Raw genomic sequence first — 16,056 nt, 5'->3', positions numbered from 1 at the left:
GGGGTAAAATAGAATTTTATTTTTAATCTTTGTACATTCTTTGATAATTTGGGGAAAACATTTTGCTATCGCCAATAATTTCTGGTATAGTATATATGTTTTTCTGAAATTTTCTTTTCCCGGTTATATGATTTATAGCCGCTTGAAGCAGTGGTTCATTCTCATCCCCCAGTTTACCTAAATTACTAAAATTTTCTTTAACCTCAATAGTGGGAGTAAAGCCATCAAAATAATCAGTGAAGCCTGCGGCGTTTATAGATTTTAATACTAATGGCTGAATTGCATAGGTATGAGAAGGGCTGGCTTCAGATCTGGAGAAGTTAGGAGCATCGTATAATGTAATAGAAGCCTGAAACTTTCCTCGTGTACTACTTCCTATGGTAATAACATTTATGTATGGGTTTAGACCATTTATAACAAGCTCACTGGCAGAGGCAGAGCTTCGGGTGGTGAGAATGTATACGGTATTTAATTGCAAAGAGTTAATAGGTTGTCCACTTCTGGTAGTATTGTCAAAAAGATTGGTCCCTCCGAATTGATCTTGTCGATCACTGTTCCATTCTTCGGTACTAAAAACTTTTCCGTTAAATTGTCCCGTGATCATACTGGATAAATCAATGGCCGAAGTAACAGAACCTCCACCGTTATATCTCAGATCCAGAACGAGGTCTGTAATTCCTTCGGATTTAAAACCATTAAAGACATTGTTTAACTGATTGTCAAAATCTCCGGTAAATGAATTATACATTAGGTAGCCTATCTTTTTTCCGGTTACAGTTATTGTTTTGGCAATAAAAATTGGGTTTTCCTGATATTGAGATTTGGATAAACTAACTGTTTCATTTGTAGGAGTGATTACATCATCAGTATAAGTTGCTAAGCCAATAGTATATGTATCTGGATCCAGCAGCTTTTTATAATTATTTTCGGTTAATTGTTCCCCGTCGATCGTATTAAATATCATTCCTCTGGTAATTCCTTTGTTTTTAGCATCAGTATCCGGAAGTACATAGCGAACATACCCAAAAAGGTTGCTGGGAGTATCCGGGTATCTTACGAGACCAAATTCCATTCCATTATTTTTAGAAATACCATCAAAGGCTTGTTCCAGTGCAATATAATCATCGACTAAAAAACTAAATTCATCCACGGAGGAAAGAAGCCCGTCGAAGAAATCTTCTGGAGTTTCTTTACTGGTCAGAAATTCCTGGAACTCTTGGGTAGAATCAAATCTGTTATCTGCCAGATCAGGAACATTAGCTTTATATAAATAAAAATAATTCATTCCTCTCCAGATAAAATTATTAATCTCTACAGTACTCGCTGATTGTGGTACGTCATCATTATCTTTGAAGCAACTATGAGTAGTAATGCATAAAATAGTGAGTAATGCAATGTATTTCAGATTTTTCATTCGTACCTTATTATTAATATTATAAAGCTAAAAGTAACGACTTTATTATAAATTATGAAAACATTGTAACAAATTAGGAGTATAGTCGTCTCCAAAGTATAAAGCTAACGAAAGAGGTTTTATATCAATCAATCAAAAAATGAAAGAAAAGACATTTATAGCATTAACGAATGGGTTTAAGGATAAGCTCTATAGGTTGGCCAAACGACTCTTAGTAAGTAATGAGGAAGCCGAAGATGCTACGCAAGAGGTGTTACTAAAACTGTGGAAGAATAAAAAGCAAATGGAAAAATATAAAAATGTAGAAGCATTTGCTGTCACTATGACTAAAAACTATTGCTATGATAAGTTAAAAGCAAAATCAAGTGATAATCTAAAGATTGTCCATAGTAATTATAAAGATGAAAGTGCGTCTTTACACCGTCAGGTTGAAGCAAGAGACAGTTTGGATTGGGTAGGTAAAATTATGGATAGCCTCCCGGAACAACAACGGTTGATCGTACAATTACGCGATATAGAACAATATAATAATGCAGAAATAGCAGAGATGTTGGATATGAAAGAAACAGCTGTTAGAGTAGCATTATCAAGAGGAAGAAAAACAATACAACAAAGATTAGTAAATACACATAATTATGGAGTTATCTAAAATCGAAAAATTACTCGAAAAATATTTTGAAGGAGAAACGACCATTTCTGAAGAAAAAGAATTAAAGGTTTATTTTACCGGAGATAATGTGCCGTCTCATCTCGAAAAATATAAGAGTATGTTTCAATTTTTTTCTGATCAACGGGCTGTTGTAGCTCCATCAGGAATTAGATTGCCAGGAACATCACATCGTACCACATGGTATAAATGGGGTGGGGTAGCAGCATCAATAGCGTTAATAGCAGGTATTTTTATAACAGACATTAATAAGCCTGTAGTTAATGAGGTAGATGTGGATACTTTCGAGGATCCGGAAGTAGCCTTGCAAAAGACCAAAGAAGTCCTCAGTTTGGTTTCTCAATATATGAATGAGGGCAAAAGAGATTTGGTGTACCTCAAAGAATTTGAGAACACCAGAAACAAATTAATAAAGTAAATAACGAAACATCTTATTTAAGAATAAGAATAAAAAAAAGAGTATGAAAAGATTAATAATAGTAGCTTTCTTAGCATTGCCAATATTAGCAAGTGCACAGAGTAATTTCGATAAATATGAGAATATGAACGGGGTATCATCCATGGTGATGACCAGTAAAATATTCAAATTATTAAGCAAGATAGATTTTGATAGTAAAGATGCAGAAACACAACAATATATTGATTTGGTAGAGAATATCGAGAATATTAAAGTGTTTGCTACAGAAAAAGAAGATATTGGAAAAAAAATGAAAGCAGATGTGGAACAATATCTAAAAAGTGCTACTTTAGACGAGTTAATGAGAGTGAATAGTGAAGGGAAAAATATTCGCTTTTATTCCAAGCCAGGGAAAAATGATGATTATGTAAGCGAACTGTTTATGTTTTTAGAAGGTGTGGAAGACGATGGTCCAAAAACAATTGTTTTGAGAATAAAAGGAAATATCGATTTGAAACAAGTTTCTAAATTAGCAGATGACCTTAATATCCCTGGAGGAAAAGAACTGAAAAAAGTAAAAAAAAGCTAAGCACTTAGCATAGAATTATAGTATAACAAAAAAAGTATTCATTCTTCGTTACTATAGCTATTAAAACATTTAAGAGCGATTACATATAATTTTGTTATGCGACTCAGGCTTCTTGATACGCCATTAAGAAGTCTGAGTATAAATAAATACGAATCAATCAAAAAAAGAAATATGAATTATATAATTAGAATAGCAAGCATACTATGTGCATTGCTGATGGTAAGTTGTAATAGTGAACCTTCGTTGCAAAAATACTTTGTAGACCATCAAGAAGATAAAGACTTTATATCATTAGATATCTCAGGAAGTATTCTTAATAATGATAAGGTTAATTATACAGCAGAAGAGAAAGAAGCTCTGGAAAGCATCAGAAAGATAAATATTTTGGCATTACCAGTAAAGAATATAGATCAACCGAGGTTTAATAAAGAAGTTGCTACAATTAATAAGATTTTCCAATCTGAGAAATACGAGACATTAATGAAGATTAATGATGAACGAGGAAGTGTCGTGTTTAAGTATTTGGGAACAGAAGAGGCAATAGATGAGGTAATTATATTTGCAGAAGGAAAAGAGAAAGGGCTGGCTATTTTTAGGGTATTAGGAGATAAGATGCAACCTACTAAAATTGCTAAGTTAGGAAATAGTCTGAAAGAAGGAAAAATTGACCTATCAGGAATTAAGAAAATAGGTGGAATGCTGGAGATGTAATCAAGACATACAGAATACAAGAAGTTCTTTACTTCAATTATCATTCAAAACGTACTCGAGTACTTTGAAAAGGAAAAATAAAAAACCAGGTGGTTTTAATTAAAATCACCTGGTTTTTTATTATCAGTTTCTTAAGATACGCTTATATAGATGTACTTATAAGGATGCGATATTTCTAAAAAAAGTTTTATCGTTTTTTCAGGTTTACATAGAATAAATTTAGAAGAAAAAACAAAAATAAGCTCCCTAAAATTAGTTTAGGGAGGATATGATCTAAGATATCCATCAGCGCACAACAAATGAACCCTGCGCAAATCATAGCAGAAAGGATAAACATCGCTCTATTGTTCATGTATTAAATATAATAAGTATATTCTTAACCTTGTTAGATTCCTGTGTAATTAGCAGGAGAAATGTCTTTTAATTCTGTTTTGATAGCATCAGATACATCCAGAGAGTCTATAAAATTGGCAATGGATTCTTTTGTGATGGCTTCGTTTGTTCTGGTAAGACCTTTTAGAGCTTCATAAGGATTAGGATATGCTTCTCTACGAAGAATAGTCTGAATAGCCTCAGCAGCAACTGCCCAATTTTGTTCCAGATCTTCTGCAAACTTACTTTCATTCAATAACAGCTTGTTTAGTCCTTTTAATGTTGCCTGAAAAGCGATAAGTGTATGACCAAAAGGAACTCCGACATTTCTCAATACTGTACTGTCAGTAAGATCGCGTTGTAATCTGCTAACAGGTAATTTTGCAGATAAATGTTCGAAGATGGCATTAGCAATCCCCAGATTACCTTCACTGTTTTCAAAATCAATAGGATTTACCTTATGTGGCATTGCAGAAGATCCAACCTCTCCTTTTTTAATTTTTTGTTTGAAATAGTCCATAGAAATATAGGTCCATATATCTCTATCTAGGTCTAATATGATGGTATTGATACGCTTAAGACCATCAAATAAAGCAGCCATATGATCATAGTGCTCAATCTGCGTTGTAGGGAAAGAATGGTGTAATCCTAACTTTTCCTGAACAAAATCAGTACCAAATGATTTCCAGTCTATAGATGGATAAGCTACTTTGTGAGCATTGTAATTTCCTGTAGCTCCTCCGAACTTAGCAGCACTAGGAATATCTTTCATTAAATCAAACTGAGCTTCCAATCTTGTAACATAGACATCAAATTCTTTTCCTAACCTGGTAGGAGAAGCAGGTTGCCCATGTGTACGTGCCAGCATAGGTACATCTTTCCATTCTGTAACTAAGGATTTAAGTTTTTCCAATAATTCCAGAAAAAGAGGGATATAAGCATTTCCCATTGCTTCTTTAATACTCAATGGAATTGCCGTATTGTTAATATCCTGAGAAGTCAGCCCGAAGTGGATAAACTCTTTATATTTTTCTAAACCTAATGCATCGAATTTTTCTTTTATGAAATATTCTACAGCCTTTACATCATGATTGGTTACAGCTTCAATATTCTTTATTGCTAGAGCATCTTCCGTAGAAAAAGAAGTGTATATTTCTCTTAATTGAGAAAACAAAGCCGTGTCAATATCCTGTAACTGTGGTAATGGAAGTTCGCATAGGGCAATGAAATACTCAATTTCTACTAATACTCGGTATCTGATCAGTGCTTCTTCACTAAAATAGGCACTAAGAGATTTTGTTTTGGAAGCGTAGCGACCATCAATAGGAGAGATGGCTTGCAAAGGCAATAAAGACATATGTTTAATTTTTTAAAGCTGCAAAGATAATGTATAATATTTGTAGTTAATAGTTTTCATATGAATTATGTAAACTACTTTAAGGCAAATTCGTAGAATCAATTCCAGCTACTTGAGCTTTTCTTTTTGATAAAGGAGATTACCTAATAGAAGAGATTAGGAATACACTGAGAGTTCCTGGGATAACTTCTCAATAAATTAGGATGTAAATACTCTGCTACTAGAGATAAAATATTATTTAGTAGTTTTTTATGAATGCCTAGTGGATTATATGAGGGGGTTGATTACATACTGTTACATCTGTTATTTTCGGGATAATTTAGAGAGTATTTGTCGGGCTCGGGCTTTATAAGCAGCACTTCCGGTAGAATATTCCTGCTCCATGATTTTTTTTAATTCGGGATGAATCCAGGAAAATTCTGTTCCTAACCAATATAAAGAGGTCATAGTATATGCCTTTACAGCGACTTTCTGGTCACTGATAAACCAGTCAAAACATATTTCTGTCAGGGCATTGCGATGTGATGGTGTTAATTGGTGTTGGATGTCAGGTTCTTTTTTCTGATAAAAAGATATGGTCAGATATTCACATATTTTAGCAACAGGTCGTACAGCAGGGGGTTGATATACTGTTGGTGCAATAGTAATAAAGCTGTCCAAATGCGGATACAGATAATGAAGATGTTCCTTACACATAAATTCTAGCCCCCAACATGCTCTGTATGATATTTCTGCATCTGTTCTGGCACAGAAATCCAATAACTCAGGAATACGGTGAGGGTGTGCAATTATAAATTGTGCAAACGCTAACCTTTTAGCCCGAGAGTGATCAATAGTGGTTAAGAATTCTTCGAGCATTGACTATTATAATGTATCGGTTAGTAATTTTTGAACCAATTTAGGAACACCGGTAGAAGCATTTTCTTCATAGACAGTGATCCGATTTGTAGAAGAAATTGCAGGTTTGGGATCTATAAAATAAATAGGAGTTTGGGATGGGGCATATTCCAGAAGACCAGCAGCAGGATATACCTGCATAGACGTTCCGACAATGATAAGAATATCAGCTTTACTCGTAATTTTGATTGCTTTTTCTAACATGGGAACTTCTTCTCCAAACCATACAATATGAGGACGTAATTGAGACTGGTACTCACATAGATCTCCCATTACCAGATCAGAAGTCCAGTCTAATACCAATGCTTCATCATATTGACTACGTACTTTGAGTAATTCTCCGTGAAGATGGATGATGTCACTACTACCAGCACGTTCATGAAGATCATCGACATTCTGGGTAATAATAGACACTTGATAAACTTCCTCCAGATTAACTAGCGCTTTATGTGCTAAATTAGGAACAACAGTTTGTAGTTGCCTTCTTCTTTTATTGTAAAAATCCAATACCAATTCCGGATTGTTTTTCCAGCCTATAGGAGAAGCTACCTCCATAATATCATGACCTTCCCATAGACCATTAGCATCTCTGAAAGTACTGATGCCACTTTCTGCACTAATACCAGCTCCACTGAGAACAACTATTCTTTTTTGTTGTGTCATTGTATCATTGTTTTTAAGTACTCATTGAATGAGTTATTCATAGATGATTATCTGTCTCGAGATAATATATCTTTATTTCAGGAATGAACCCGAAGTTTGTTTCGAAATTAATAAAAACACCAGAAATATTTAATACGATTAGTGGTTAAATAAAAGAACACTTAATTTCTTAGAAACGAAGAAGTGTCGAAAATCTAATAAACTCAGATAGGATGTTTTGTCTGGTATTCGCTGATAAAGAAAGACTAAGAAGAATACTCTTGTTGATAGTTGTATATTATTTTTTTTAGTGCAAAAATAATTACCGATACCGCCCATATAAGTGTTAAAACGGAGTTTGTAGGAAAAAGACATGCGCTGAGTGCCGTGTAGGAAAATAAATACTGTATAATTAATAGTTATTGTGTTAATATTTTAACATAAATAAAGTTTATTTGTTAAAGTTTTTAGAGGTGTTTAGGGGAGTTTTAAGAACGTTTTACACAAGTAATATATGGTAAGTTATATATGCTGGTTTTGAGAGAGCTATGAGCACTATTTCGATTATAAACACTTTTCTGGGATTAAAAACCTGAGCATTATAGATTTTATAGTATGTATACGTATATATATTGAGGTTTTACCGTAACAAAAAAAGAAGCGAATATCCTACCTTGTAATTGTTCTATTGTAATCAGCAATACGAAATCATAAAATAGTAGTAATCTTTAAAATTCTTTACCTATGAAATATCCGTATATAATAATAGATAATGATCAGCAGACCATTAATGCCATTCAGATAGCTTTGGAGGAGCATAGTGATTATATATGTACAGGAGTAGCAAAATCAGAAGAAGAAGCAATTGATCTGATATTGGAACGAAAACCCAGGTTGATTTTTTTAGAGCCTGATACTCCGGGTATTAATAGTGATAAGACACGATATTCTATCGTGAATGAGTTAATGAAATACATGACTTGGTTGCCTGAGTTTGTTATCGTTACCAAAACAGAAGAATACGCTATAGAAGGAATCCGTAATAGTGTGATGGATTATATTCTGAAACCCCTTAGAAAAAGCCAACTTACCAGAGCTTTATGCCGGTTTGAAAAAGAGTTTGTAGAAGAAGGAGCGAATACATTATGCTTTCGGTCCTATGGTGATTATCGCTTTATAGACGTCGATGAGGTATTATATCTCAAAGCCGATAACAACACTACAGATTTTATCATGAACAACGGTAATAAAGTAGAAGCATTTAAGACATTAAAGCATTTTCAGAACCTGTTACCGGATCATTTCGTAAGAATACATAACAGCTATATTATCAATACGAATTACGTGTCCCGAATTCATTTTGGCAAGGCTAAATTTGCTATCAAGAATAGCACATGCATGATTCCTTTTTCTAAATCATATAAAAATAATGTGGAGGAAATAAAGAATAATTTGGCTAAAAGAAGCTATATGAACGTATAAATTTGATAAGAGATATGTGAAAATTATGACAAAAAAATGTTTATTTCGTATTTTTTTTGTATAAAGTCTATTTTTTGTTATAATTTCGTTAGTAATTAATTTCTTACAAGTGGTTTTTGCAAAAATAGAACAGTTACCCTTATAAGTACCCCATCTACTTCTGATTCCTATTCAGCTACTAAAGGCATTCTTATACATTAGAAAATAAGAAACAAACCACCTACATTTGTAGTGTACTCATAAGATAATGAGTGAGTTAATAAAAGAGTATAAAACATATAGAACATATCAATTGATTAGTTGCGCAACTAGGTTCTACTTTTTATGTACTAAAAATAGCTCGGTATTTCTTGGTCGCAAGAATGCTGATAACAGGTCAAAAAATATATTGTCAAACACTAAACAGAAAAACATTATGAAAACTTTTAAAACTTTATTCGTAGCTTTATTTATCAGTACTTTTTTTATCGCTTGTGAAGCAGAAACAATAAATGAAGAAGTATCAGTAGAATTGGAAGATAATCAAATGATGACAGGAGATGAGACTAGTACAGATCATGTTAGAGATGATGAAGATTAATATAACTTTATAATTTTAATATATCTAAAGAGAGCTATTTTATGGCTCTTTTTTTTTGCTATTATAGGGAGATTAGTATCTTTTTATTAATTTTAGGTTTTAACATGTGATATGTATAAAATGACCAACGTATTAAATAATTATTACACCTTATCTGTCTTATGTATTTTACTTTTCTCGTGTAAGGATCAAAAAAGTAAGATTCCGAAAGAAGACCTGCAATCTAACATTATAGAGACTTATATAGCTAATGCCAAAGACAAAAGTAAAACCATAGAAGATCGAAGAGAAAACTTAAATAAAGCGTATACCTTTTATACAACCTTAGACGATAATTTATTCAAAAGAGAAAAGATGACACAATTATCCTCTCTTTTTACGACATTCGATGAACCAGAAAAGCGTAAAGATTTAAATATTAGGATGCTTAAGTTAGCAACGAAGATCAAAGATTCTTTTGGAATGGCTAAAGCCAATATGAATTTAGGAATTCACTACCAGATAAAAGAATTGGACACAGCTTATAGTTATTTTTCTAAGTCGAATAAAGTTTACGAAAGATTGAAGAGATACCCATATGAACAAGGAAAGGTATTGATTAGTATGGCTTTAATTCTAAAAAAAACAAAAAATTATACTAAAAGTGAGACTTTAACAATAAAAGCAATACGGAATTTTGAGAAATCAGAAAAGCATCGTTATATGCCAATAGCATATAACAATCTTGGGATAATAGCTACATATTTTCAAAATTACGAAAAGGCTATAGAGTATCATTTAAAAGCTATTGAGTATGCTAAAAATACTAAAAATAGTGAGTCACAAGCAGTAACTTCGTTTAATAACATTGGTTTTGTTTATATGTCTCAAAAAAATTATTTAAAAGCAAAAGAATATTATAAATTGGTATTGTCATACAAAAATTACTTGAAAGATAGACCAGAAAGTTATGCAAGAGTTTTAGATAATTTAGCATATGCAGATTTTTTATCAAATGATCTAGATAGTATTCCCCATTTGTTTTATAAAGCATTGAAGATAAGAGATAGTGTTTCATATAAAAGAGGAATAGTTACAAATTCACTTCATTTATCAGAATATTATAAGTCCATGAGTAATGATAGTCTAGCTATTCAATTTGCGACTAAAGCCAAAGATATTTCGCTGGAAATTGATAATAACGAAGAATTGTTAAAATCCTATCAGATATTGTCAGAGATAGTTCCTAGTGATGAAGGTGTTCAATATGCTCATGCTTATATTAAACTCAGTGATAGTTTACAGCGAGAGGAGCGTTTGTATCGGGATAAATTTGCCCGGATTGAGTATGAAACTGATCAGATCAAAGAGGAAAACCAGCAAATCACTAAAGAAAACGATCGGTTAATAGTGGCAGTATTAGGCTTATCAGCCTTGTTTATATTAGGGTATATCATTTTTAGACAAAAGCAGAGTAATAAAGAACTGTTATTTGCACAGCGGCAGCAAGAATCAAATCAGGAGATTTATCGATTGCTGCTAAATCAGCAGATCAAATTAGAAGAAGGAAGACAGTTAGAACAACAGCGAATGTCAGAAGAACTGCATGATGGAGTATTAGGAAGATTGTTTGGGGTACGATTAAGCCTCGATGGAATTAATCAACGAGCGAATGATGGTTTTACCGATGCGCGGAATAAATATATAGAAGAGCTAAAATCCATAGAAAAAGAAATTCGACTGATCTCACATGATCTGGGAACAGATTCAATTTCTCCGGATGTTGCTTATGCAGATGTAGTAGAAAGCTTAATTAGTGATCTCTGCGAAGCTCATAGTATGGAATTCGAATTCGAGAATGATGAGAACATCGATTGGGATGTCGTTAATAATCATAAAAAAGTAAATATCTACCGGATTTTGCAGGAATCCCTACAAAATATTTTTAAACACGCTCAGGCTCAAAAGATAAAAATTAGTTTTGATTATTCGGAAGATAAAATAAATCTTACTATTTTAGATGATGGAATTGGATTTAATAGTAACAAAGTCAAAAAAGGTATAGGATTAAAAAATATAACTTCCAGAGTTCGTCAAATGAGCGGAATGGTAGATTTTATGAGTAATAAAGGAGGAGGAACATCTGTTTTGATTAGTATTCCGTCATATTAATAAATCTTAAAACCAAAGTGGTATGTCACTGAATAGATATATGACTTTTAAAACCCGAAATTAGTAAAACATGAAAAAAAAGCTAAAAGTTCTTATGATTGATGATCACCCGATGATTATTGAGGGATATAAGAACACCTTATTAGGAGAGAATCAAAAAGAGTATAATATTAAAATAGATATCGCTTCTAATTGTGATGATGCATACGATAAAATAGTAAAGTCTTCTAAATCTGCGGCACCATATGATATGTTGTTTGTAGATATAAAATTACCACCTTCCTCTGATGGATCTATTACATCCGGAGAAGATCTGGCTAAGCATGCTAAGCAATTACTGCCCAAAGCTAAGATTATCATCCTTACGATGCATAGAGAAGATCATCGAATTCATAACATTTTGAAGAGTATTAATCCTTCAGGATTTTTGATTAAGAGTGACCTTACTTCCAGTGAATTGCTATTAGCATTTAATAATATAGTGGTCGGGACACCATATTATAGTGCTACAGTGAATAGTCACTTTAGAAAAATGATGACCAATAATTTTTCTTTGGATGAAAAGAATTTAAAAATACTATATCATCTTTCCAGAGGTGTAAAAACTAAAAACCTTCCTAACTATGTGAGTTTGTCACTTAGTGCTATAGAAAAAAGAAAGAATCAGATAAAAGAAATGTTTTCTATTGCAAAAGCAGATGACCAAAAACTACTGGAAGAAGCAAGAAGAAGAGGATTTGTATAACAATATGAAGATCTGTTTTTATATGTAGATATCCTAAATTGAATAAGACGTTTATTTAATGAATAGCGCTTAAGTTTAATTTTGATTACATATTTTTATAGCTAACAACTTTTCTAGTTATAATAACTAAACTACCTTTCCTAATTAAGTAATAATATGAGATAGTTTGGGAAATGAACATTAATTTCAGGTCCAAGCACTGAGTACAACATTTCGATTATCGAGTAGATAACAACAGATACTTTTTTATAAATAAAGGAGATTCCTTCAGGAAGCACTACGATGTACAGGCTATATCGTAGTGCTTTTTTGTTTGAAATTGTTTGTTAACGGGTAAAAATAGTTGTGAAACATTAAAAAGTATATGTTTTCCATAGTAGTTGTATGGATTAATGCTATGTGATAAAGAAATGAGTGATAAAATAAATAAGAAAAATTAAGAATGAAATTCAGTTTTTATTAAAAAAGAGAAGGTTTTGAAAATACCTGAGACAGCTCCTGTCTTTAGATACATAAGAAAATGTTTAATCTATATAAGATAAAAGATAAGGTTAATATCTTGGTTTTTAACAGTATAAATATGGTGGTTTAGACGTAATAAATGTTAAAATTTTATTAATAAATTTGATAGTGAAGTTAAATAAGATGTATAGAATTCTAATACTAAATAAGAGAAATAATACTCTTGTTTAAGTGAATTGAATAATAAAAATGTTTAAGTGAGGAGTTTTGAAGAAAAGCATTCGATGTTGTTTTTTACACGTATTCAGAATAAAAACGTCTTTTTAACGATGTTTTTTGTTTTTTAACGATTATTTTAATGTAGATTTAATACCTTTAAGTTTCTAAATAAGATGAGGCGAATGCTTCATAAATGATTCTCAACCAGCCAAAATATATTAACGCTTATGGATATAATTACTCCTAATTTGATTAAGCATACCCACAAAAACTATTTATTATTTTCTTTTTTACTACTTCTGTTTCCTTTTGTCAGTTTTTCGCAAGCAACATTGACAACAGGTCCTACGGACGCTCAGATTTTTGCAGAGTTAGAAGGAGAAGGTGTTACATTAAGTAATCCTCTCTTGGTTTCAGGAATAAGAGCTTCGCAGATAGGGCTGTTTTCTAATGGACTTGGAGGAGCAAACCTATCTCTGGATAGCGGAATTGCTTTTACTACAGGTACAGTTACAGAAGCATTTACAACAAATAATCAAATACAGGTAACTGAAGGACCTGCAGGAGGAGCTACTTTTTCATATCCTCCGATAACTGCTATAGATCCTACAGCTAATAATGATGTGGTGGTATATGAATTTGATGTTACGCTAGATCCCAATATTAGAGAGTTGGTGGTAGAATATCAATTTGGATCGGATGAATACCCGGATTATGTAGGAAGTAGATTTAATGATATCTTTGGTTTTTTCGTTTCCGGACCCGGAATAACAGGAACTCAAAATATTGCGTTAGTTCCTGGGACATCCAGCCCTGTAGCTGTAAATACAATTAATGCAGGATTTGTCGGATGTTTTGATGATCCAACTACAGAGGATTTAACCAACAGTGCTATATACATCAATAACGGACATACTACGACAGGTGCTTGTAACACAAATCCAGGACCATTTGTAATAACTACAGAATATAATGGTTTGACAGGAAGGATAACAGGGAATTTATCCGGATTAACACCGGGTAATACGTATAGATTTGCTATAGCAATTGCTGATACTGGAGATCCTTCGTTAGATTCTGGAGTATTTGTGAGTCAGATTTCTGGTTTGGGAGATTCTGATTTAGATGGATTGTCAGATGCGGTAGATTTAGATGATGATAATGATGGGATATTAGATAGTACAGAGTGTCAATCAAGTTCATCTAATTTTACAGTGGCGAGCTCAACTAATGGGACTTTTGTACTGTCTAATTCTGGAGGAACTGCAAATTGGACCATATCCAATTCAGGAGGGAGTTTAGTTTCTTCCGGACTTTCGGATAATAATGAGTTATACTATGTTCATACGGGATCTAATCCTTGGGATTTAAGTACTACATTTCAAATAAGTTCACTTCCTGTAGGAGCAGATATAGAATTAATATTATATGGATTTGTAGATAAAACATCACCGGATTTTAATGCGAGTTTTGGTTCTAGGTTTGGTACATATACGATTTCCTGGTTAGGAGGTATTGGAGATGCTAGGGTTTATGATCCTGCGGGGAATCAAATTGTAGGAGGAGAACAGTCTATTTCAAACGGAGGCAATTTTGTTCAAAATGGAGTCTTTAATAATAATGTATTACAATGGTATGTAGTATTTCCAGTAGGAGCAACACAATTTACAATAAATGCAGAGGGTGGCGCAGGATTAGAAGGATTTAGATTTGCTGCGAATGAGATATTTTGTCCTGATACGGATGGAGACTCTATTCCGGATTATTTAGATAATGACTCAGATAATGACAGTTGTGCAGATGCTTTAGAAGGAGATAATGGAGGTCTTACATTAGCAAGTTTAGATGCAAACGGTAGAATTACAGGAGGAGTAGATGCTAATGGTGTTCCCACGGCAGTTTCAGGTGGACAAGCAGACGTAAGTAGTACTAATAATGCAGTGACTTCTACCACCTGTGATGATGATGGAGATGGTGTAATAAATGGAAATGATGTATGTACCGGGTTTAGTGATACTGCTGATGCAGATGGTGACGGAGTTCCTGATGGCTGTGATTTAGATTCAGATAATGATGGAGTATCCGATATAGATGAAGGGATTTGTACGCTAACCTCTACAGGAACCTGGACAGGGTCAGGAACTACATTTTCCAGTAATGCGGCAGGAGTAACTGTGACAACTACTTCTACTTTTACAGCCCCGGCAAATTCTTTACCTTTTAGTGATAATACATTTAATACAACAAATTTTTGGACACCTAATCTGGCTTCAGCTCCTTCATTAATATATGATGTGAATTGGGATAGTACTCCGGATTCAGGGGCAGATATAGATTTACCATCGGATGACCAGGGATCGGGAACCCTAACATTTACTTTTAGTGAGCCAGTGACAGATCCTACTTTTCATATAGATAAATTAGGAGGAAATGGTAGTTCAGGAAGTCTTTCTTTATCGAATTCATTACAATTAACGATGGTAACGTCGGGAGTCACATTATCTAGATTAAGTGGTTCGGATGATTTTCAGGTATTAGGAGGAACAACGATTCAGAGAGCACCTAATGTAGTTATGACGAGTAATTCTCCGGAAACTTTGGCAGGAATGACAGAAGGAACAGCCTCTGGTTCTGTTAGAATTAACGGGACATTTACTTCTGTAACCTTTAATTGGAAAGGAGTAGGTATAGAAGGATTTGGAGGGGATTTGATAGAGTTCGCTTTACAAACATGTGTGTCAAGAGATAGTGATAATGATGGAAAGCCAGACTATTTAGATTTAGATAGTGATAATGATGGGATAGCAGATATAATCGAAGCAGGTGGAATTGATACCGATGGTGATGGAGCGATTGATTACCCGACTCCAGGGGATCCAACGTCTATGACGGATGCAGATGGAGATGGATTAGAAGATAGTGTAGATACAATTGACAGTGGTAGTGGCGCTGGAGAAGTAACTAGTGGTACAGCGTTGTTAAATCCTGATAGCGATAATGATGGTATTGTAGATAGCCTGGATTTAGATAGTGATAATGATGGGCTAACAGATATCAGTGAAGCTGGAGGAGTAGATACTGATGGTGATGGAGAGATAGATTATCCAACCCCGGGAGATCCAACCTCTATGGCAGATGTTGATGGTGATGGATTTGCTGATAGTGTGGATACAGATGATAATACGGTTGCGGGTACAGGAGATGGCGGAACGATGCTACCGTTACCCAATACCGATGGTACAGGAGGTCTGGATTATCAGGATATTGATAGTGATGGTGATGGTATTGTAGATAATATAGAAGGACAACCAACGGTTGGTTATGTTGCCCCAAGTGGTACGGATACCGATGGTGATGGTATTGATGATAGC

Annotated in this window: 13 protein-coding genes; 9 read left to right on the top strand and 4 right to left on the bottom strand. The window is 33.6% G+C overall.

Annotated features, from left to right (window positions below; all coding sequences use genetic code 11):
• Positions 1–22: 22 nt before the first annotated feature.
• On the bottom strand, positions 23–1,414 hold the full coding sequence (locus tag ACFSTE_RS14195; RefSeq protein ID WP_378255492.1) for a S41 family peptidase: 1,392 nt from the start codon (positions 1,412–1,414) through the stop codon (positions 23–25).
• A 139-nt stretch (positions 1,415–1,553) separates the two neighbouring features.
• Between ACFSTE_RS14195 and ACFSTE_RS14190 the strand changes: the two genes are divergently transcribed.
• From ACFSTE_RS14190 to ACFSTE_RS14175, 4 genes are all read left to right on the top strand, one after another.
• On the top strand, positions 1,554–2,063 hold the full coding sequence (locus ACFSTE_RS14190) for an RNA polymerase sigma factor (protein WP_176029789.1): 510 nt from the start codon (positions 1,554–1,556) through the stop codon (positions 2,061–2,063).
• Positions 2,050–2,499, top strand: a complete 450-nt coding sequence (locus ACFSTE_RS14185) for a hypothetical protein (RefSeq protein ID WP_176029790.1) — start codon at positions 2,050–2,052, stop codon at positions 2,497–2,499. Before ACFSTE_RS14190 ends, ACFSTE_RS14185 begins: the two co-directional genes overlap by 14 nt.
• 43 nt (positions 2,500–2,542) lie before the next feature.
• Complete coding sequence (locus ACFSTE_RS14180) at positions 2,543–3,067, top strand: DUF4252 domain-containing protein (protein WP_176029791.1); 525 nt, start codon at positions 2,543–2,545, stop codon at positions 3,065–3,067.
• Between the two features lie 171 nt (positions 3,068–3,238).
• The gene (locus ACFSTE_RS14175; RefSeq protein WP_378255489.1) at positions 3,239–3,778 is read left to right on the top strand and encodes a DUF4252 domain-containing protein; all 540 of its coding nucleotides are present in this window, start codon (positions 3,239–3,241) and stop codon (positions 3,776–3,778) included.
• 385 nt (positions 3,779–4,163) lie between these two features.
• Here ACFSTE_RS14175 and purB read toward each other — a convergent pair whose 3' ends face one another.
• The 3 genes from purB to ACFSTE_RS14160 all read right to left on the bottom strand — a co-directional run bounded on the left by purB (position 4,164) and on the right by ACFSTE_RS14160 (position 7,067).
• Positions 4,164–5,507, bottom strand: coding sequence for an adenylosuccinate lyase (gene purB, locus ACFSTE_RS14170; RefSeq protein WP_176029793.1), 1,344 nt, complete (start codon positions 5,505–5,507; stop codon positions 4,164–4,166).
• A 303-nt stretch (positions 5,508–5,810) separates the two neighbouring features.
• Positions 5,811–6,365 carry an adenylosuccinate lyase gene (locus ACFSTE_RS14165; RefSeq protein WP_378255487.1) on the bottom strand — a complete coding sequence of 185 codons (555 nt, stop codon included), beginning with the start codon at positions 6,363–6,365 and terminating at the stop codon, positions 5,811–5,813.
• A 6-nt stretch (positions 6,366–6,371) separates the two neighbouring features.
• Positions 6,372–7,067 carry an SIR2 family NAD-dependent protein deacylase gene (locus ACFSTE_RS14160; RefSeq protein WP_176029795.1) on the bottom strand — a complete coding sequence of 232 codons (696 nt, stop codon included), beginning with the start codon at positions 7,065–7,067 and terminating at the stop codon, positions 6,372–6,374.
• A 723-nt stretch (positions 7,068–7,790) separates the two neighbouring features.
• On the opposite strand from ACFSTE_RS14160, the gene ACFSTE_RS14155 reads away from it, so the two are divergent.
• From ACFSTE_RS14155 to ACFSTE_RS14135, 5 genes are all read left to right on the top strand, one after another.
• Positions 7,791–8,528 carry a LytR/AlgR family response regulator transcription factor gene (locus tag ACFSTE_RS14155; protein WP_176029796.1) on the top strand — a complete coding sequence of 246 codons (738 nt, stop codon included), beginning with the start codon at positions 7,791–7,793 and terminating at the stop codon, positions 8,526–8,528.
• A gap of 415 nt (positions 8,529–8,943) precedes the next feature.
• Positions 8,944–9,108, top strand: a complete 165-nt coding sequence (locus tag ACFSTE_RS14150) for a hypothetical protein (protein ID WP_378255485.1) — start codon at positions 8,944–8,946, stop codon at positions 9,106–9,108.
• 120 nt (positions 9,109–9,228) lie between these two features.
• Complete coding sequence (locus tag ACFSTE_RS14145) at positions 9,229–11,259, top strand: tetratricopeptide repeat-containing sensor histidine kinase (protein ID WP_378255483.1); 2,031 nt, start codon at positions 9,229–9,231, stop codon at positions 11,257–11,259.
• Between the two features lie 70 nt (positions 11,260–11,329).
• Positions 11,330–12,004 carry a response regulator gene (locus ACFSTE_RS14140; protein WP_176029799.1) on the top strand — a complete coding sequence of 225 codons (675 nt, stop codon included), beginning with the start codon at positions 11,330–11,332 and terminating at the stop codon, positions 12,002–12,004.
• A 908-nt stretch (positions 12,005–12,912) separates the two neighbouring features.
• Positions 12,913–16,056, top strand: a 3,144-nt coding sequence (locus tag ACFSTE_RS14135) for a choice-of-anchor L domain-containing protein (RefSeq protein WP_378298202.1), incomplete at its 3' end; no start/stop codon positions are given.

Origin of the sequence: Aquimarina hainanensis (genome assembly GCF_042684685.1) — a bacterium.
In the GTDB taxonomy this organism is placed as follows: domain Bacteria; phylum Bacteroidota; class Bacteroidia; order Flavobacteriales; family Flavobacteriaceae; genus Aquimarina; species Aquimarina hainanensis.
The sequence above is the reverse complement of the archived record's forward strand: the minus strand, read 5'-3'. Positions and strand labels throughout refer to the sequence as shown.

Bases quoted from the DNA above. Each gene is read 5' to 3' on its own strand.
- ACFSTE_RS14155 (WP_176029796.1), top strand. From the start codon at position 7,791: ATGAAATATCCGTATATAATAATAGATAATGATCAGCAGACCATTAAT.
- ACFSTE_RS14160 (WP_176029795.1), bottom strand. From the start codon at position 7,067: ATGACACAACAAAAAAGAATAGTTGTTCTCAGTGGAGCTGGTATTAGT.
- ACFSTE_RS14150 (WP_378255485.1), top strand. From the start codon at position 8,944: ATGAAAACTTTTAAAACTTTATTCGTAGCTTTATTTATCAGTACTTTT.
- ACFSTE_RS14190 (WP_176029789.1), top strand. From the start codon at position 1,554: ATGAAAGAAAAGACATTTATAGCATTAACGAATGGGTTTAAGGATAAG.
- ACFSTE_RS14180 (WP_176029791.1), top strand. From the start codon at position 2,543: ATGAAAAGATTAATAATAGTAGCTTTCTTAGCATTGCCAATATTAGCA.
- ACFSTE_RS14140 (WP_176029799.1), top strand. From the start codon at position 11,330: ATGAAAAAAAAGCTAAAAGTTCTTATGATTGATGATCACCCGATGATT.
- ACFSTE_RS14165 (WP_378255487.1), bottom strand. From the start codon at position 6,365: ATGCTCGAAGAATTCTTAACCACTATTGATCACTCTCGGGCTAAAAGG.
- ACFSTE_RS14175 (WP_378255489.1), top strand. From the start codon at position 3,239: ATGAATTATATAATTAGAATAGCAAGCATACTATGTGCATTGCTGATG.
- ACFSTE_RS14195 (WP_378255492.1), bottom strand. From the start codon at position 1,414: ATGAAAAATCTGAAATACATTGCATTACTCACTATTTTATGCATTACT.
- purB (WP_176029793.1), bottom strand. From the start codon at position 5,507: ATGTCTTTATTGCCTTTGCAAGCCATCTCTCCTATTGATGGTCGCTAC.
- ACFSTE_RS14185 (WP_176029790.1), top strand. From the start codon at position 2,050: ATGGAGTTATCTAAAATCGAAAAATTACTCGAAAAATATTTTGAAGGA.
- ACFSTE_RS14145 (WP_378255483.1), top strand. From the start codon at position 9,229: ATGACCAACGTATTAAATAATTATTACACCTTATCTGTCTTATGTATT.